The sequence below is a fragment of the Corallococcus sp. M7 genome (assembly GCF_054512695.1).
The window spans coordinates 4426747-4447336 of record NZ_CM137252.1 but is presented as its reverse complement, the minus strand read 5'-3'; the positions used below and the strand labels follow the sequence as shown (position 1 = coordinate 4447336).

General features: G+C 72.0%; 1 protein-coding gene. It reads left to right on the top strand.

The window, feature by feature from the left end:
* Position 1: 1 nt before the first annotated feature.
* Positions 2-20476: a non-ribosomal peptide synthase/polyketide synthase gene (locus ACX114_RS18140; protein WP_459299393.1), complete on the top strand. Its 20475-nt coding sequence runs from the start codon at positions 2-4 to the stop codon at positions 20474-20476.
* The last annotated feature ends 114 nt before the right edge of the window (positions 20477-20590 follow it).

The following is a 20590-nucleotide window of genomic DNA, read 5'->3' as shown; positions in this document are numbered from 1 at the left end:
GGTGGATGGCTCGCTGCGGCCGGTGCCCGTGGGCGTTCCGGGGGAGCTGCTCATCGGCGGGGACGGGCTCGCGCGGGGCTACCTCTCCCGCCCGGACCTCACCGCCGAGCGCTTCATCCCGCACCCCTTCGCCACCACGCCCGGAGAGCGCGTGTACCGCACGGGAGACCGGGTGCGCTGGCGCGCGGACGGGAGCCTGGAGTTCCTGGGCCGCATCGACACCCAGGTGAAGGTGCGCGGCTACCGCATCGAGCTGTCCGAGGTCGAAGCCGCCCTCCGCGACTGGCCCGCCCTCACCGACGCGGCCGTGCTCGTGCGCGAGGACGTGCCCGGCGACAAGCGGCTCGTGGCCTACGTGGTGGCAGGCGCGCTGGACGTCCAGGCGCTGCGCGAACACCTGCGGCAGCGGCTGCCCGAGTACATGGTCCCGGCCGCGTTCGTCCCGCTGCCCGTGCTGCCCCTCACCGCCACCGGCAAGCTGGACCGCCAGGCCCTGCCCGCGCCGGACGTCGCGGCGAGTGCTCGCAAGGGGCGGTTCGTGGAGCCCGCGGATCCGCTGGAGGAACAGCTCGCCGCCATCTGGGCGCGGGAGCTGGGCGCGAGGAGCGTCGGCGTCCACGACCACTTCTTCGAGGACCTGGGCGGCACGTCGCTCACCGTGGTCCGCGTCGCCAGCCGGTTGCATGAGGCGCTCCAGCGCGACGTGCCCGTGGTCTGGTTGTTCGAACACCCGACGGTCCACGGGCTGGCCCGGCGGCTAGAACGAGAGGGTCACTCCGTGCGGCCTGGCCTTGCGCCCTCGCCGGTCTCCGCCGCGGACGCGGACGCCGCATCACCGGTCGGGCCCGTCATGCCTGACCGCTCCGGCTCCGCTTCCACCGCCGTGCCCATGAAGCCCCTGCCTGCTTCGGTCGCCGCGTCCGTGCCTTCCAGCTCCGCGGCCACTGCCACGCCAATGCCGTCGCCGTCCGTGAGCGGCAAGACGGCGGAGGCGTTGCCGTCGAACGCCATCGCCATCATCGGCATGTCCGGGCGCTTCCCTGGCGCGGCGTCGGTGGAGGAGTTCTGGCGCAACCTGCGTGAAGGCGTGGAGTCCATCTCCCGCTTCACTCCCGAGGAGCTGGAGCCGATGCCCGGGCTGCCCCCGGGCGTATCGCTGACCCAGCATCCGGGGTTCGTGCCCGCGCAGGGCGTGCTCGCGGACATCGACCAGTTCGATCCCGCGTTCTTCGACATGTCCCTGCGCGAGGCACAGTGGACCGACCCGCAGCAGCGGATGTTCCTCCAGTGCGCGTGGGCGGCGCTGGAGGACGCGGGCCTCGACCCCGCGCGCTTCCCGGGCGTCATCTCCCTCTTCGCGGGCGCGAACGAGTCCGGCTACGCGAACGAGGTGCAGCGGCACCTGCCGTTGGACTCGGCGGCGTTCTTCGAGCTGTACGGCACGGCGACCTACCAGAGCCTGCCGACGAAGGTGTCCTACAAGCTGGGGCTCACCGGCGAGAGCATGCTCGTGTACACGGCGTGCTCCACGGGGCTCGTGGCGGTGCACGTCGCGTGTCAGAACCTGTTGTCCGGCCTGTCGGACGTGGCGCTCGCGGGCGCGACGCGGCTGTCGGTGCCGCAGCGCACCGGCTACGTGCACCAGGAGGGGATGATCTACTCCCCGGACGGCCACTGCCGCGCCTTCGATGCGCAGGGCAAGGGCACCGTCTCCGGCAGTGGCGTGGCGGCCGTGGTGCTCAAGCGGCTGGAGGACGCGGTCCGCGACGGAGACCCCATCCACGCCGTCATCCGAGCCACCGCCGTCAACAATGACGGGCGCGACAAGTCCGGCTTCACGGCGCCCAGCGTGCAGGGACAGGCGACCGTCATCACCCAGGCGCTGCGCCGTTCGGGAGTGGCGGCGACGGACATCGGCTACGTGGAGGCACACGGGACGGCGACACCGCTGGGAGACCCCATCGAGGTCGCGGCGCTCCAGCGCGCCTACGGCCTGGGGCCCGAGCACCGGGGCACCATCCCGCTGGCGTCGCTCAAGACGAACGTGGGCCACCTGGACACGGTCGCGGGGCTCGCGGGGCTCATCAAGGTCGCGCTGTCGCTGCGCGAGGAGGAGATTCCCCCCAGCCTCCACTTCGAGTCGCCGAACCCGCGGATCGACTTCGACGCGGGGCCGTTCTTCGTCAACACGCGCTTGCGGCCCTGGCCTCGGGGGAAGAAGCCCCGGCGCGCGGCGGTGAGCTCATTTGGCGTGGGCGGGACGAATGCGCACGCCGTGCTGGAGGAGGCGCCCGTCGTGCGGAGCGGGCCCACGACGCGCTCGCATCAGCTATTCGTGTTGTCGGCGCGCTCACCGGAGGCGCTGGAAGCGGGAGCGCTGGCGCTGGCGTCGCACGTGCTGGCGGACCGATCTCCGGAGGCGCTGGAGGCCGCGTCGTTGAAGCTGGCGGATCAGGTCCTGTCCGCACGTTCGCCGGAGGAGTTGGAGGCGGCGGCGAAGCAGCTGGCATTGCGCGTGCTGTCGGCGCGCTCGCCGGAGTCGCTGGAGGCGTTGTCGGCGCGGTTCTCCCTGGAGGTCGGGGCGGATGGAGGAGCGTTCGCGGATGCCGCGTACACGCAGGCGGTGGGGCGCCGGGCCTTCGAGTACCGGCGTGTGGTGGTCGCCCGGGACGCGGCGGACCTGGCGAAGCAGCTTCGCAAGCCGGCCACGCCTTCGCGCTTGAAGGACGTGGAGGGGGCGCGCCGCAAGCGGGTGGCGTTCGTCTTCTCCGGTCAGGGTTCGCAGCAGGTGGGCATGGGACGGGAGCTGGATGCGTCCGTGCCCGCGTTCCGCGCGCAAGTGGATGCGTGCCTGGCGCTGCTGGATGCGCCGCTGCGTTCGCGGGTGGAAGCGCTGCTGCGTCCGGGAGCGGGCCAGGAGGCGGAGGCGTCCGCGATGCTCTCCGACACCCGGGTGGCGCTCCCGGCACTGTTCACGGTGCAGGTGGCGCTGGCTCGGATGTGGCAGGCGTGGGGCATCGTTCCGCACGCCGTGCTGGGGCACAGCTTCGGTGAGTACGCCGCCGCCTGTATCGCGGGCGTGCTCTCGTTGCCGGATGCCCTGCGGTTGGCCGTCGTCCGAGGGGAGCTGATGCACCGGTTGCCTCCGGGCGCGATGCTCGGAGTGGCACTGCCGGCGGCGGAGGTCCAGCCGCTGCTGTCCGGACGGCTGACGCTCGCGGCGATCAACGCGCCGGACCGGTGTGTGGTCTCCGGCCCCGTGGACGAGGTGGAGCGCCTCCAGGCGGTGTTGCAGCAGCGCAAGGCGGGCGCGGTGCGCATGCCGTCGGGACATGCGTTCCACTCGGCGGACGTGGAGCCGTTGATGGCGGAGCTGGCGCGCGCGGTGGGGGCGCTCCAGCGGAACGAGCCTTCCGTGCGGTACGTCTCCAGCCTCACGGGCGCGCTGGCGCGTCCGGGCGAGCTGTCCGCGCCGGAGTACTGGGCCACGCAGATGCGGCAGCCCGTGCGCTTCACGGACGCGGTGGGAGCCTTGCTGGAAGAAGGGTGCAGCGTGCTGCTGGAGGTGGGGCCCGGCCAGGACCTCACCCCGCTGGTTCGCGCGTGCCTGGGTGAGGATCGTGAGCGAGTGAAGGCGCTCGCGTCGCTGCGCCGGGGTGGTGCGACGACGGAGCAGTCGGGGTTGCTCCAGTGCGTGGGCGAGCTGTGGACGCAGGGCCTGGAGGTGGACTGGACCGCGTTCTACGCCCACGAGCAGCGCCGCCGCGTGCACCTGCCGACGTACAGGTTCCTGCGCAAGCGCTGCTGGGTGGAGCCTCGCGGTCAGGAAGGTGCGACCACGGAGACGGGAGCCACGAGACAGAGCGCTACCCCTGCGCACGGGATGACCGCGTCCGTGCCTCGTACAGACCCAGCCGGCGGGCTCCCTCCGGTCTCTGCGCCGCCCTCCCGTGCTCAAGCGGCGACGGGCCTGACCGACACGTCCGCGATGGTCACGCCAGCGCAGGCACAAGTGCCCGCTTCCACTGGCACACTCGCGCAATTCACGAGCGCCGCCAGTGGCATGCTCGCGTCGTCATCGGCATCGATAGTTCCGTCTACGAGCGCTCACACCGGCACGCTCGTGTCATCCCCGGCCTCGCGCGACCAGTTCTCAAGCGCCGCCACCGGCACGCTCGCGTCGCCCCATGCTTCGCGCGCTCCGTCCACGAGCGAGCACACCGGCACGCTCGTGTTGTCTCCGATCTCGAACGCGCACACCGGCAAGCCCGGTCTGTCCTCCGCTTCGCCCGTGAGAACGAGCGCTGCGGTGGCGCCTCCGCCCGTGGAGTCTCCTGCCCGCCCGGCTCCGGGGAGCCATGGGGTGGCGTCGCCTTCCGTGGACCACCCTGCCCTCCCGGCTCCGGGGGGCCGTGAGGACGCACCTCGCGGTGACGTGGAGGTCCGCATCGCCACGCTGTGGCGTCAGCGCCTGGGCGTGGACTTCGTCGGACGCGACGACAACTTCCTGGAACTGGGCGGCAACTCGCTGATGGCCGCGCAGCTCCTCAACCAGCTCCGCGACACCTTCCACGTCCAGGTGCCGTTGGCGGCCCTCTTCGAAGCGCCCACGGTCGCCGGGCTCGCATCCCGCATTGAACCGCTGCTCCAGCAGGCCCCAGCCCGGGAGCCCACGCGCGAACTACCGCTCGTGCCCCGTGCCCGGACGGCGCCGCTGCCCCTGTCCTTCGTGCAGGAGCGCGTCTGGCGCCTGGAGCAGCACCTCCCCGGCCTGTCCGCGTACACGATTCCCTTCGTCCTGCGCCTGGAAGGCCCCGCCAACGCCGCCATCCTGGAGCGGGCCATCCAGGAGGTCGTCCAGCGCCACGAAGCCCTGCGCACCACCTACGACGCCGTCGACGGCCGGCCCGTGCAGCGCTTCCATCCCCACGTGCGCATCCCGCTTCCCATCGTGGAAGTGGATGGCACGCCCGAAGAACGCGAGGAGGCCGCGCTCCAGATTGCCCGTGAGGACGCCGCGCGCCCCTTCGACCTGGTGCGTGGCCCCGTGCTGCGCACCACGCTCGTGCGGCTGCGCGCGGACCTGCACCTGCTGGTCTGCGCCATCCACCACATCGTCTGCGACACGCTCTCCACGTCCCTCTTCCTCCAGGAGGTGGGACAGCTCTACGCCGCCTTCCTCCAGGGCCGGCCGTCCCCGCTGGCGCCCCTGCCCGTGCAGTACGCGGACTTCGGCGCGTGGCAGCGGCAGTCTCTCGCGGAAGAGCGCTTCCCTGAACAGGAGCAGTGGTGGCGTCAGCGCCTGGCAGGCATGCCGAAGCAGCTCGGCATTCCCACGGACCGTCCCCGGCCCTCGAGCTGCCCGCTCACCTCCGAGCGCATGGTGCTGGACTTCCCGCCAGAGCTCGCGGAAGCACTCGTCGCGTTCGGACGCAGCGAGGGCTTCACGTCGTACATGACGGTGCTCGCCGCGTGGAACGCGCTCCTGCACCGCTACACCGGGCAGTCGGACCTCATCGTCGGCACGCCCATCGGCAACCGCACGCGGCCGGAGCTGCTGCCGCTCATCGGCTACGTGGCGCACTCGGCCGCGTTCCGCACCCACGTAGGGGATGACCCGAGCTTCCGCGAGCTCCTGCACCGCGTGCGACGCGAGGTCACCGACGTGCAGTCGCGGCCGGACGTGCCCTTCGAGATGCTCGTCGAGCAGCTCGTCCCCGGGCGCGACATCGGCCGGGAGCGCATGACGGACACGGTGTTCGTCTACCACTCGAACCTGGAGATGGGCGGCGACGCGCTGGCGGCCGTCGGCGCGCGAGGCACCTTCATCGAAGTGCCGGGCACGCCCGTGCAATGGGGCGCCACGCTGTCGGACCTGACGCTCATCCTCACCGAGGAGCCCGGCCGCGTTCACGGCGCGCTGGAGTACGCGACGGAGCTGTTCGACGCCTCCACCGCGCGGCGGATGCTGGAGCACCTCCAGGTGCTGCTCGGCGCGGCGCTGGCCCGGCCCGAGGAACCCCTCTCCCGCCTGCCGCTCGCCACCGACGCCGAACGCCTCGCATGGCCCGCGCCCCCGCCCGTCACCCAGGCCCCCGTCCTGCCCGCACGGCTGCGCGAACACGCGCTGCGGCAGCCGGACGCCGTCGCCGTGGAGCAGGCCGGGCGGACCTGGTCGTGGAGGGAGCTGGCCTCTCGCGCGAGAAGGCTCGCCCTGAAGCTGCGGGAGCAGGGACTGCGGCAGGGAGAACCCGTGGCGCTCTGCCTCCGTGCGTCGCCGGAGAAGCTGGCCGCGCTGTGGGGCATCCTGGAGGCTGGCGGCGCGCCGGTGGCGCTCGGGCCCACGGACCTGGACTCACTGCCTGTGTATGCCGTGGAAGGCGGTGTCGCGCCCCGGCTCATCACCTGGCGCGGGCTCTTCACGTCGGCACGCCTGGAGTCCTCACGCGTCCTGCACGTCGAAGAGGTGCTGGAAGACGTATCACCGGTGACGGAGCCGCTGCCGCTTCCGTCGCCGGAGTCCCTGGCGTGGCTCCTGCCCATGGGCGCGGGCCAGCCCGCGTGGGCGTTGAGTCACACGTCGCTCACGGGGTTCTTCGCGGGGCTGGATGCGCGGCTGCGTCCGGCGCCGGGCACCACCTGGCTCGCGGCCTCCGAGCCCGCTCCCGAGAAGCCCGAGCTGGAAGCCCTCTGGGCCCTGTCTCGCGGCCTGCGCGTGCTGTTCCCCTCCGAGGCCACCGCATCGCGCCGGGGTTTCTCGGACGAGGCGGCATCGCGTCCGCTCCAGGTCAGCCTGTCGTACTTCGCCAATGACGAGGACTCGCTCACCGGGCCCAAGTACGAGCTGCTGATGGAGGGCGCGAAGTTCGCGGACGCGAATGGCTTCTCCGCCATCTGGACGCCCGAGCGTCACTTCCACTCGTTCGGAGGCATCTACCCGCAGCCCGCGGTGGTCTCCGCCGCGCTCGCGTCCGTCACGAAGCACCTGCGCCTGCGCTCCGGCAGCGTGGTGCTGCCGCTGCATGATCCGCTGCTCGTCGCGGAGCAGTGGGCCGTGGTGGACAACCTGTCGCAGGGCCGCGTCGACGTGTCCGTGGCGACGGGCTGGCACGTGCAGGACTTCATCTTCGCACCCGGGAACTACGCGGACCGGCGCAACATCCTGCTGCGCCATCTGGAGACGCTGCGAGGCCTGTGGCGCGGAGACCGGCTGCGGCGCCCGGGCGGCAACGGCGTCACCGTGGAGGTGGGCCTGCGCCCGAAGCCGGTGCAGCGTGAGCTGCCCGTGTGGCTCACCGCCACCGCGAACCCGGAGACGTTCCGGCTCGCGGGCGAGCTGGGCGCGGGCGTGCTCACGGGCCTCTTCGCCCACTCGCTGGAGGAGCTGAAGCCGAAGGTGGCCCTCTACCGCGAGGCGTGGCGCCGCAACGGCCACCCGGGCCGGGGCCACATCACGTGCATGCTGCACACGTACCTGGGTGACGACGAGGCGGAGGTCCTCCGGCGGGTGCGCAAGCCGCTGCTGGCGTACTTCCGGAGCTCGGCGGACATCACCACGTCGCTGCTCGCCGCGCAGGGGTACCAGGGGGAGATCGCCAAGGTGTCCCGCGAGGACATCGACGCGCTGCTGGAGCACACCTTCGAGCACCACGCGAAGGGCACCGGCCTCATCGGCACGGTGGAGAGCGGCATCCAGCGGCTGCGCGACGTGCGGGCCTCGGATGTGGACGAGGTGACGTGTCTCATCGACTTCGGACTGGAGACGCCGGTCGTCCTCGAAGGGCTCAAACGCCTGGCCATGGCACGCGAGGCCGTGGCCGCCGATGCGGCGTCACACTCGCGGCGCGTGCGCGGCGAGCAGGACACGGATGCGGCGGAGTTGCTGTCCCTGGCCAGGCAGGCGGGCGCGGTGCTGGTGAACACCACGGCGCGGCTGGCCCGCGCGTTGACGGACCTGCCGGGAGCGCGCGAGGCCCTGGCACCGGTGGGGGCATGGGTCCTGGAGAACGCGTCCGCGGAGCTGGCGTCGGCGCTTCAGCGGACGGCGGGCGGCGACGTGCTGCTCGCGGGGGAGGCCCGCGATGGAGGCCTGCTGCCGCGTGCGCCGGAGGAGAAGCTGCCCCCGGGCCTGGAGGTCTGGGTGCTGGACGCGGCCGGTGCGCCCGTGCCCGCGGGCGTCGTGGGAGAGCTGGCCCTGTCGGGCGCGGGTCTGCCCGCCGCCCTCTGGAAGGCAACGGGGGAGGCACCGGACCGGTTGGTGCCGCATCCGAGGAGTGGCTCCGCGAGCCTCTACCGCACGGGCCGCGCCGTGCGCCTGCGCGCGGATGGCCGCGTCGAGGCCATGAACCTTCCGTCCTTCAAGCTGCCCGCACCGCGAGCCGTGTCTCCAGGCGAGGTGCCAGCCATCCCGCCAGGGGCTGTGCCCCATCCGCCCGTTGCCGACGGCCGGGCCACATCGACGGCTTCCTCCGTCGTGGCTTCCGGTGCGCTCCAGACGATCCCGCGTGCGCCTCGCGACCGGCCGTTGCCGCTGTCGTTCGCGCAGCAGCGCCTCTGGTACCTCCAGGAGCTGGAGCCGGAGAGCACCGCCTACAACAACGCGATCATCTTCCGGCTCACGGGCACGCTGGATGTGACCGCGCTCCAGACGGCTCTCCACTCGCTCGTGGAACGCCATGAGGTCCTGCGCACCACGTACGCCCTGGGCGACACCGGGGCCGTGCAGGTCATCCACGCGACCGGCGCCCTGCCCCTGGAGACGGAGGACGTCCCCGGCGACACGGCCGGGGCGCGCGAGGCCGCCATGCTTCGCCGCTGCCAGGCGTACACCGCCACGCCCTTCCACCTGGACACGGGCCCCGTGGCCCGCGCGCTGCTGCTGCGGCTTACTCCGGACACGCACGTCCTCCACCTGCTCCTGCACCACGTCGTCTCCGACGCCTGGTGCACCCTGGTCCTCAGCCGCGAGCTGCCGGTCCTCTACGCCTGCGCCAGCGCTGGTGTGCCCTCCGTCCTGCCGCCCCTGCCGGTGCAGTACGCCGACTACGCCGTGTGGCAGCGCGCATGGCTGACCGGGCCGGTGCTGGAGGAACAGGCCCGCTGGTGGAAGGACCTGCTCCAGGGCACGCCGCCGCTGGAGCTGCCCACCGACCGTCCCCGTCCCGCGGCGCAGTCCTACGCGGGCGCCGCGCACGCCTTCCACCTGCCGCGTGAGCTGTCCGAGCCGCTCCTCGCGCTGGGCCGCCGTGAAGGCGCCACGTCCTTCATGGTCCTGATGGCGCTGTTCCAGGTGCTGCTCTCCCGGACCTCCGGACAGGACGACTTCGCGGTGGGCACGCCCATCGCAGGCCGCTCGCGCCCCGAGGTGGAAGGCCTGCTGGGCTGCTTCGTCAACACGCTCGCCTTCCGCGCGAGGCTCGACGGGGCCCCGGGGTTCCGGGAGCTCATCGCACGCGTGAAGCAGCAGGCCCTGGGCGGCTACGCACGTCAGGACATGCCCTTCGAGCAACTGGTGGACGTGCTCCAGGTGCCTCGCGACCTGAGCCGCACGCCGGTGTTCCAGACGGTCCTCAACGTCATCAATGTTCCCGAGGCCCAGACCACCGGAGGCGCCGGGCTCCAGATTGGCGGTGTGGACGTGCCGGTGACGACGTCCAAGTTCGACCTGTCCCTGGAGGTCTGGGAACAGCGCGACGGCCTGCGCTGCCGCCTGGAGTACGCCACCGCCCTCTTCGACGCCGCGACCCTGGAGCGCATGGCGGAGCACCTGACCGTGCTGGCGAAGGCGGTCGTCGCGACGCCGGACGCACCGGTCTCCACCCTGGCACTGCTCACCCCGGCGGCGCGCGAACAGGTGCTGCGCGGCTGGAATGACACGCGCGTGGACTTCCCCGCTGGCGCCACGCTCCACGGCCTCTTCGAGGTCCAGGCCGAGCGCACGCCAGAGGCCATCGCGCTCCAGTTCGAGGACCAGCGCCTCACGTACGCGCAGCTCGAAGCCCGAGCCAACCAGCTCGCACACCACCTGCGTGCGCGTGGCGTGGGGCCGGAGACCCTGGTGGGCGTCTGCCTGGAGCGCTCGCTGGAGATGGTCATCGCCCTCCTGGGCGTCTTGAAGTCCGGAGCCGCCTACGTGCCGTTGGATCCGGCCACGCCCGGGGAACGGCTCGCCGGGATGTTGGCGGATACCGCCGCGCCCGTGCTCCTCGTGCAGGAGCGCTTCCGCGCCGCGCTGCCTTCGCAAGCCGCGCACGCCATCGCGCTCGACACCCAGTGGGATGCCATCGCGCGTGAGCCCACTGTGCGGCCCTCGCCGCTCACGGGAGATGACTCCCTCGCCTATGTCATCTTCACGTCGGGCAGCACGGGCCGTCCCAAGGGCGCGATGAACGCGCACGCGGGCATCGTCAACCGCCTGCGCTGGATGCAGGGCCGCTACGGCCTGACGCCGTCGGACACGGTGCTTCAGAAGACGCCGTTCAGCTTCGACGTGTCCGTCTGGGAGTTCTTCTGGCCCCTGATGACGGGCGCGCGGCTGGTGCTCGCACGTCCCGGTGGTCACCAGGAGCCGGACTACCTGGTGGCGCTGATGGCGCGCGAGGGCGTGACGACCACGCACTTCGTGCCGTCCATGCTGCGTGCCTTCGTGGAGGAGCCCGGCCTGGAGTCCCTGACGCGCCTGCGCCAGGTGATGTGCAGCGGCGAAGCCCTGCCCGCGGACCTGGTGCTCCGTGCGCAGGCGCGCCTGCCACACACCACGCTGCACAACCTCTACGGCCCCACCGAGGCCGCCGTGGACGTGACGTCCTGGGAGTGCCCGCGCGACGAAGCCCTGCGTGTCGTTCCCATCGGGAAGCCCGTGGCGAACACGCGCATGTACGTCCTGGATCGCCACGGCCAACCGGTGCCCGTGGGCATCCCGGGCGAGCTGTTCATCGGAGGCGTGCAGGTGGGCCGCGGCTACTGGCGCCGCCCCACCCTCACCGCCGAGCGCTTCATCCCCGATGCCTTCAGCGACACGCCCGGCGCCCGCATGTACCGCACGGGCGACATCGCCCGGTGGCGCACGGACGGCACGCTGGAGTACCTGGGCCGCGCGGACTTCCAGGTGAAGCTGCGTGGCTTCCGCATCGAACCAGGCGACATCGAGGCCGCGATCCAGTCCTGGCCCGGCGTGCGCGACACCGTGGCCGTCGTGCGCCAGGAGGGCACGGGAGGACCGCGTCTCGTCGCCTACGTCCGCGTCGATGAAGGGACGCTCGACGTGGCCGGACTGCGCGCGTTCCTGCACTCACGGCTGCCCGAGTACATGGTGCCCTCCGCCATCGTCCGCCTGGAGGCCCTGCCGCTCACTTCCAGCGGCAAGGTGGACCGCAAGGCCCTGCCCGCGCCGGACGCCCCCACCGCCGGACGCGTGGAGCCCATCGCCCCGCGCGACGACACCGAGCGGGCCCTGGCGGAGATCTTCGCGCAGGTGCTCGGCATCGCGCGGGTCGGCGTGCGGGACAGCTTCTTCGAGCTGGGCGGACACTCGCTGCTCGCGACCCAGGTGGCCGCGCGCGTGCGTGCGCGGCTGGGCCAGGAGGTGCCGCTGCGCACGTTGTTCGAAGCCCCCACCGTGGAGGCGCTCGCCCGGCGCATCGCCCCGTCCAGAGCCGTGGCGCCCGCGCCCACCGAGCCGGAGAAGTCCGAGCCCACCGGCCTCACGCCGTTGACCCGTGGCGTGCGCCCCGCCGTGCTGCCGCTGTCCTTCGCGCAGCAGCGGCTGTGGTTCATCCATCAACTGGGCACCGCGGACACGGCCTACAACATGCCGTTCTCGCTGCGGCTGGAAGGCACGCTGGACCTCGGCGCGCTCCAGCGGAGCTTCGACCGGTTGGTGCGCCGGCATGAGGCCCTGCGCACCACGTTCCGCGAGTACGAAGGTTCCCCGGAGCAGGTCATCCACGCTCCCGGCCCGCTGCCCCTGCGACAGGTGGACCTCACCGGCATCCCGGACCCGGAGCAGCGCGGCACCGAAGCCACCCGGCTCGCCCGCGAGGAGGCACGCACCCCGTTCGACCTGGAACAGGGTCCCCTCCTCCGGGCCCTGCTGCTGAAGCTGTCGCCCACGGAGCACGTGCTGGTGCTGAACCTGCACCACATCATCTCCGACGGCTGGTCCACCGGCGTCCTGGTGCGCGAGATGGGCGCGCTCTACGCCGCGCTCTCCAGGAACCTTCCCTCCCCGTTGCCCGAGCTGCCGGTGCAGTACGCCGACCACGCGCTGTGGCAGCGCGGCTGGTTGCAGGGCGCGGTGCTGGACGCGCAGCTCGGCTACTGGCGGCGGCAGTTGGAAGGCGCGCCTTCGCACCTGGAGCTGCCCACGGATCATCCGCGTCCGGCCCGGCAGACCTTCCAGGGCGCATTGATGCCCTTCACCCTGCCACGGGCTTCCAGCGAAGCCCTGGAGGCCCTGGCGAAGCGCGAGGGCGCCACGCCATACATGGTGCTGCTGGCCGCGTTCCAGGTGCTGCTCGGCCGCTACGCCGGCCAGGATGACGTGCTGGTGGGCTCGCCCATCGCGGGCCGCCGCCACGCCGAGTCCGAGGCGCTCATCGGCTACTTCGCCAACACCGTCGTCCTGCGCACCCGGTTGCGCGGCGACGACACCTTCAGCTCCCTGCTGACACGCGTGCGGGACACCACCCTGGGCGCCTACGAGCACCAGGACCTCCCGTTCGAGAAGCTCGTCGAGGCACTGCACCCCGCGCGCGACGCGTCCCGCACGCCGTTCTTCCAGGTCGTCTTCACGCTGCAGAACGCGCCGCTGCCGCCGCTGGCCCTGCCCGGCCTGACGCTCCAACCGATGAACGCCGACCCCGGCGCCATCCGCTTCGACCTGGAGCTGCTGCTGCACCGCGCACCCGAGGGCTTCACGGGAGGCCTCAACTTCAACACCGCCCTGTTCACGCCCGGCACGGTGGCTGGAATGGCCCGGCATCTGAGCGTGCTGCTCGAAGCCGCGGTGGCTTCACCAGGAACGCCCCTCACGCGCCTGCCCCTGCTGACGCCCGAGGAGCGGCACCAGGTGCTCGTCTCCTGGAACGACACCACTACGGAGTATCCGCGTGAGGCCTCCGTACCCGCGCTGTTCGCGGAGCAGGCCGCGCGCACGCCGGACGCCGTCGCCGTGAGGATGCCCGCGAGCCCGGGGGCCTTCCTGTCAGCGGACACGGCGCGGGAGCTCACGTACGGCGAACTGGATCGGCGCTCGAACCAGCTCGCACACCATCTGCGGCGGCTGGGCGTGCGGCCCGGAGACCGCGTGGGGTTGTGCGTGGAGCGTTCGCCGGAGCTCGTCATCGGCATGCTCGGCATCCTCAAGGCGGGCGCGGCCTACGTGCCCGTGGAGGCGAAGGCCCCGGCGGATCGCACGGCCTGGGTGCTCCAGGAGGCGGGCGTCAGCGTGCTCGTCACGCAGGAAGCGCTGGCGGATGAGCTGCCGGCGGTGACCGGGCTCCTCGTGTTGCTGGACGCGGAAGCGGACCTGGTCGCGAAGCAGCCGGCCACGGCGCCCGACGTGCGGGTGCCCGCGGAGGCGCTGGCCTACGTGATGTTCACCTCGGGCAGCACGGGCCGTCCCAAGGGGGTCTGCGTGCCCCACCGGGGCATCGTGCGCCTCGTCCGGGGCAATGGCTTCATCACCTTCGGTCCGGAGCAGGTGTTCCTCCAGGTCGCGCCGGTCGCGTTCGACGCCTCCACGCTGGAGCTCTGGGGCGCGCTGCTGCATGGCGCGAAGCTGGTGCTCGCGCCGCCGCATGCGCTCTCGCTGTCGGAGCTGGGCACGCTGCTCGCCGTGGAGCGCGTCACCACGCTGTGGCTCACCGCCGCCCTCTTCGAGCAGATGGTCCTCCACGAAGGCGCCTCGCTCGCGGGAGTGCGCCAGGTGCTGGCGGGCGGGGACGTGCTGCCCGTGCCTCGCGTGCGGGAACACCTGTCGCGGATGGCGCCGGGCGCCGTGCTCGTCAACGGGTACGGCCCCACGGAGAACACCACGTTCTCCACGACGCAGACGCTGCGCTCAGACGACACCGTGGAGCGCTCGGTGCCCATCGGGCGGCCGCTGGCGAACTCCACCGCGTGGGTGTTGGACACGCACCTCCAGCCCCTACCGCCGGGGCTCCCCGGGGAGCTGTACGTCGGCGGTGACGGCCTGGCCTGGGGCTATCTCCAGCGGCCGGACCTCACCGCCGAGCGGTTCATCCCCCATCCCCACTCCGCCACGCCGGGGGCCCGCCTGTACCGCACGGGCGACCGGGCGCGCTGGCGTGACGACGGCACGCTGGAGTTCCTGGGCCGCGCGGACTTCCAGCTCAAGCTGCGCGGCTTCCGCATCGAGCCCGGAGAAGTGGAGGCCGTGCTGCGCCAGGCTCCGGACGTGCGCGAGGCCGTGGTGCTCGCACGCGAGGACGTGCCCGGTGAGAAGCGGCTCGTGGCCTACGTGGTCCTCGACGGAGACAGCGCCAGCACCGACCCCGTGAAGGCGCACGCGCAGCGGCAGCTCCCGGATTACATGGTGCCGTCCGCCTGGGTGGCGCTGCCGTCCCTGCCGCTGTCACCGAACGGCAAGGTGGACCGCAAGGCCCTGCCCGCGCCCGAAGCGCCCGGGTCCACCGGGTCCACGCACGAAGCCCCACGCAACGCCGTGGAGACACAGCTCGCGGCCATCTGGGCGGAGGTGCTGCACCTGGACGCCGTGGGCATCCACGACGACTTCTTCGACCTGGGAGGCCATTCGCTCCTGGCCACGCAGGTGGTGTCGCGCATCCGCTCGGTGCTGGGCGTGGAGTTGCCCCTGGGTGAGCTGTTCAACGCGCCCACCGTGGCCGCGCTCGCACGGCATCTGGGCGCCACCACGACCCGCCGCGAGCACGTGCCGCCCCTCACCCGGGCCCCGAGGCCCCCGCTGCTGCCGCTGTCGTTCGCGCAGCAGCGGCTGTGGTTCATCGACCAGCTCGAACCGGGCAGCGCCCTCTACAACATGCCCGTTGCCCTGCGGCTCCTCGGCGCGCTGGACGAGGCCGCGCTGAAGGGAAGCCTGGACGCGTTGATGGCGCGGCACGAATCCCTGCGCACCACCTTCCGCACGGAAGCGGGCCAGCCCGTGCAGCACATCCACGCGCAGGCCACCGTGCCGCTGGAGCGCGTGGACCTGACCACGCTGGAGGACGCCGAAGCCCGGCTGCGCGAAGCGGAGCACCGGGTGACAGCGGAGTCCCAGCGGCCGTTCGACCTGGAGCGAGGCCCCGTCATCCGCGCCTTGCTGCTCCAGCTCACGGCCGAGGAGCACGTGCTGGTGGTCCACCTCCACCACATCGTCTCCGACGGCTGGTCACTGGGTGTGATGGTGCGAGAGCTCACCGCCCTCTACGCGGCCCTGCGTGAAGGCCGCCCGCCCGCGCTCCCGGAGCTGCCCGTGCAGTACGCGGACTTCGCGCTCTGGCAGCGCACGTGGCTCCAGGGAGAGGCACTGGAGGCGCAGCTCGCATGGTGGGCCCGGCAGCTCGAAGGAGCGCCCCGTGCGCTGGAGCTGCCCACGGACAAGCCCCGCCCCGCCGTCTCCACCCAGCGCGGCGACACGGTGCCGGTGCACCTGCCCCTGGCGTTGTCCGAGCGCGTGGAGGCGCTGGCGAAGCAGGAGGGCGCCACGCCCTTCATGGTGCTGCTCGCGGCCTTCCAGACGGTGTTGCACCGCTACTCCGGTCAGGACGACGTGCTGGTGGGCACGCCCATCGCGAACCGCCGCCACGCGGAGACCGAGGGCCTCATCGGCTTCTTCGTCAACACGCTGGTGCTGCGTGGAAGCTTCGGCGCACGGACGACGTTCCGGGAGCTGCTGGCCCAGGTGCGCGCCACGACGCTGGGCGCCTACGAGCACCAGGACGTCCCCTTCGAGCGGCTGGTGGAGTCCCTGCAAACGACGCGCGACCTGGGGCGCATGCCGCTGTTCCAGGTGATGTTCGCGCTCCAGAACGCGCCGGTGCCGGAGCTGTCGCTGCCCGGCCTCACCGTGCGTCCCGCTGCCCTCGCGGAGCGCACGACCTCCCAGTTCGACCTGAGCCTGGACCTGGACCGCCGTGAGGACGGCTTCCGAGGCAAGCTCGAATACGCCACGGACCTCTTCGAGCGTCCCACCATGGCGCGGCTCCTCACCCACTTGCGGGTACTGCTGGAGGCGGTGCTCACGAACCCGGACGGACCGCTGTCCGGACTGTCCCTTGTGTCGGAGGAGGAGCGGCGACAGCTCCTGGGCAACCTGGCAGGAGGCGTGTCGTCCTTCGAGGGTGACGGCACGCTGCACGGCCACTTCGAGGCCCAGGTGGCGCGGACCCCGGACGCGGACGCAGTGGTGTTCGGGGACACGACGCTGTCCTTCCAGCAGCTCAACGCGAGGGCCAACCGGCTCGCCTGGCACCTGAAGTCGCTGGGCGTGGGTCCGGAGGTGACGGTGGGCCTGTGCCTGGAGCGCTCGGCGGAAATCGTCGTCGCGCTGCTCGCGGTAAACAAGGCCGGGGGCGCCTTCGTGCCACTGGACCCGGCCGCGCCCGCCGCGCGCAAGTCGTTCGTCCTCAAGGACTGCGGCGCGTCCGTGCTGGTGACCACACGGGCGCTACAAGACGCGTGGAACCCGGACGTGCCCCACCTGGTGCGGATGGACGAAAAACCTGTCGGACAGTCGGACAGGTTTTCGGACAACCCGCCGCCGGCGGCGGGGGCGGAGAACCTCGCCTACGTCATCTACACCTCCGGCTCCACCGGGACGCCCAAGGGGGTGATGGTGCGGCACCGGTCGGTGCTGCACCTGCGCCACGCGCTGCTGCGGACCGCCTACGCGGGGCAGCCCCCGGGACTCCGCGTCAGCATCAACGCTCCCCTGTTCTTCGACGCCGCCATTGAGCAGGTGCTGCAACTGCTGAGTGGCCACTGCCTGTGCCCCGTTCCGGAGGACCTCCGGTTGGAGCCGGAAGGGATGCTCACGTGGCTGGAGCGGACACGGGTGGACGCGCTGGACTGCACGCCCGCGCAACTGAAGCTCCTGCTGGACGCGGGGATGCTGGAGCGGCCCCGCCTGCCGTCGCTGATGCTGGTGGGCGGCGAGGCGCTGGACGAGGTGATGTGGCAACGGCTCGCCGAGACCCGGCGCACGCGGGCCTTCAATGCCTACGGCCCCACCGAATGCACCGTGGACGCCACCGTCTGGGACATCCAGGGAACGTCCCACGTGCTGCCCGTCATCGGGCGGCCGCTGGACAACCTGCGCGCGTACGTGCTCGACGAACGGCAGGAGCTGGTGCCCTTCGGACTGCCGGGAGAGCTGTGCTTCGCCGGTGAAGGCGTCGCGCGCGGCTACCTGGGCCGGCCGCACCTGACCGCCGAGCGCTTCATGCCGGACCCCTTCGGCACGGAGCCCGGAGCGCGCCTGTACCGCACGGGCGACAAGGCCCGGTGGCGCGAGGACGGGACGCTCGAGTTCATGGGCCGCCTGGACTTCCAGGTGAAGCTGCGCGGCCATCGCATCGAGCTGGGCGAAATCGAGTCCACGCTGCGCGCCCATCCTGGCGTCCGGGACGCGGTGGCGCTGGTCCGCGAGGACGTTCCCGGCGACGCGCGCCTCGTCGCCTACGTCACGCCGGACGTGGACACCGCCCCACTGCACGAGCACCTGCGAAGGCACCTGCCCGAGTACATGGTGCCGGCCGCCCTCCTCGCCCTGCCCGTCCTGCCGCTGACGCCGAACGGCAAGGTGGACCGCAAGGCCCTGCCCACGCCAGACGCGTCGCGCCTCGCCGCACGTGTCTTCGAACCGCCCGCGACCCCCACCGAGGAGCGCCTCGCCGCCATCTGGGAGGAGCTGCTCCGCGTGTCCGGCGTGGGCCGTCACGACAACTTCTTCGAGCTGGGCGGACACTCGCTGCTGGCCACCCAGGTGGTGTCACGCGTACGCGCGCACCTTGGTGTGGAGCTGCGCGTCCGCGCCCTCTTCGAAACGCCGACCGTGGCGGGCCTCGCCCGGCGGTTGACGGATGCCGCGCCCGCGCCCGCGCTGCCACCGCTGACGAGGACACAGGGGGACGGACTCGCGCCCCTGTCCTTCGCGCAGCAGCGGCTGTGGTTCATCGACCAGTTGGAGCCGGGCAGCCCGCTCTACAACATGCCCTTCGCGCTGCGGCTGTCCGGAGCGCTGGATGTTGCCGCCCTCCAGCGGGCCTTCGATGCGCTGGTGCAGCGGCACGAAACCCTGCGCACGACGTTCGAAGCCCAGGACGGAACGCCCCGTCAGCGCATCCATCCCGCCCCCACGGGAATGCTGCGCACGGAGGACCTGGAGTCTCTGCCCGCGGACGCACGTGAAGCCGAAGTCTGGCGCCGGTTGGACGCGGATGCGCTGCGTCCCTTCGACCTGGGCACGGGTCCCCTCGCTCGCTTCACCCTGCTGCGGCTGGATTCAAGAGAACACGTGCTCCTGCTGTGCACGCATCACACCGTCTCCGACGGCTGGTCCTTCGGGGTGCTCGTGCGCGAGCTGGTGGCGCTCTACGAAGCCTTCCGCCAGGGCCAGCCGTCGCCGCTGCCAGAGCTGCCCGTGCAGTACGCGGACTTCTCCCGGTGGCAGACCACGTGGCTGGAAGGCCAGGTGCTGGAGGGACAGCTCGACTGGTGGAAGCGGCGGCTCGAAGGGGCGCCGCATGCGCTGACGCTGCCCACGGACCGGCCTCGTCCGGCCCGTCGCTCCGCGCAGGGAGCGCGGTGGCCCGTGCAACTGACACCGGCCTTGAGTGACGCGGTGGAGGCACTGGCGAAGCGGGAAGGCGCCACGCCCTTCATGGTGCTCATGGCCGCGTTCCAGTGGCTGCTGTCGCGGTACTCCGGACAGGACGACGTGCTGGTGGGCACGCCCATCGCGAACCGTCGTCACGCGGAGACCGAAGGCCTCATCGGCTTCTTCGTCAACACGCTGGTCCTCCGCGCCCGCTTCACCGCGGACATGTCGTTCCGGAAGGTCCTCGCGCAGGTGCGCGCGACGACGCTGAGCGCGTACGAACACCAGGACCTCCCCTTCGAACGGCTGGTGGACGCGCTCCAGCCCGAGCGCGACCTGGGCCGCACGCCGCTCTTCCAGGCCCTCTTCGCGCTGCACAACACGCCTGAGCCGGAGGTCGCCCTGCCGGGCCTGACGCTGAAGGCGGTGGAGCTCCCCTCCACGGCGGCGAAGTTCGATCTGGACCTGGCCCTCACGCGGCAAGCCGACGGCTTCCAGGGGGCGCTCACGTACAGCACGGACCTCTTCGACACCGCCACGGTCCAGCGGCTGATGGAGCGATGGAGCACGCTGCTGGAGACGGTCCTCACCGCGCCCGACGCGCCCCTGGACCAACGGACGTTGCTGACGGACGAGGAGCTTCGCCGGATGCACGTCCCTGATGCGCCGACATCCCGTCCCTCCGACATCACGGAGGTCACCCCGCGCGATGACCTGGAGCGGGAGCTCGTGGCGCTCTGGGAGGAGCTGCTGGGCGTCCGGCCCATTGGCGTGACGCGTCCGTTCTTCGACCTGGGCGGCCACTCCCTGCTCGCCGTGAAGCTGATGGCGCGCATCCGGGAGCGCTTCCAGCGCGAGCTGCCCCTGGCCGCCCTCTTCCAGGCGCCCACAGTGGAGACGCTGGCCCGGCTGCTTCATCAGGCGCCCGAGGTCTTCTCTCCGCTCGTGCCCATCCAGCGTGAGGGCTCGCGGCGGCCCTTCTTCTGCGTCCACCCAGTGGGCGGCAACGTGCTCGCGTACGCGGCGTTGGCGAAGCAGTTGGGTCCGGATCAGCCCTTCTACGGGCTCCAGTCCCAGGGGCTCGACGGGAGCCGTCCGCCGCTCGACACGGTGGAGGCGATGGCGGCGCTCTACGTGAGCGCCGTGCGCACCGTGCAGCCCCACGGCCCCTACCGGCTGGGCGGCTGGTCCATGGGAGGTGTGGTGGCGTTCGAGATGGCCCGTCAGCTCCAGGCCCGGGGCGAGGCCGTGGAGCTCGTGGCCCTCATCGATGCGAGCCCGGCGACGGAGGACCGCGTGCCGCTCGACGTGGACGATGCAGGCCAGGTGGCCGCGCTGTTCGAGCTCGACCAGGGCCAGCTCGCGACACCGGAAGCGGCCACGGAGGCGGGGCGCACGCTCCTGCACGTCTTCACCCGCAACCTGCGTGCCCTGAAGCACCACCGCCCCGGAACGTTCACCGGCCACGTCCTCCTGTTCCAGGCGGGCGATGACCCGGCGCGCGGAGACGACGGCTGGAGCGCCCACGTCCAGGGCAAGCTGACGCGGGAGGTGCTCCCCGGCACCCACTACACGCTGCTGCGAGCCCCACACGTTGAACGGCTCGCGGAGCGGTTGACCGAGGCACTCCAGGACGCGCCGGGCGCGCACGTGAAGGGCCCCGAGGGGGCATGACAGGCCGCCTCCTGGGAGGAACCCGCGCGCGTGCCAGGACTGGCACGTTCGCGGCGCGGCCACGTCATCCGTCGGGCTGAGTTCACCCGTAACGCCCCGGAATCCCGACGGCGA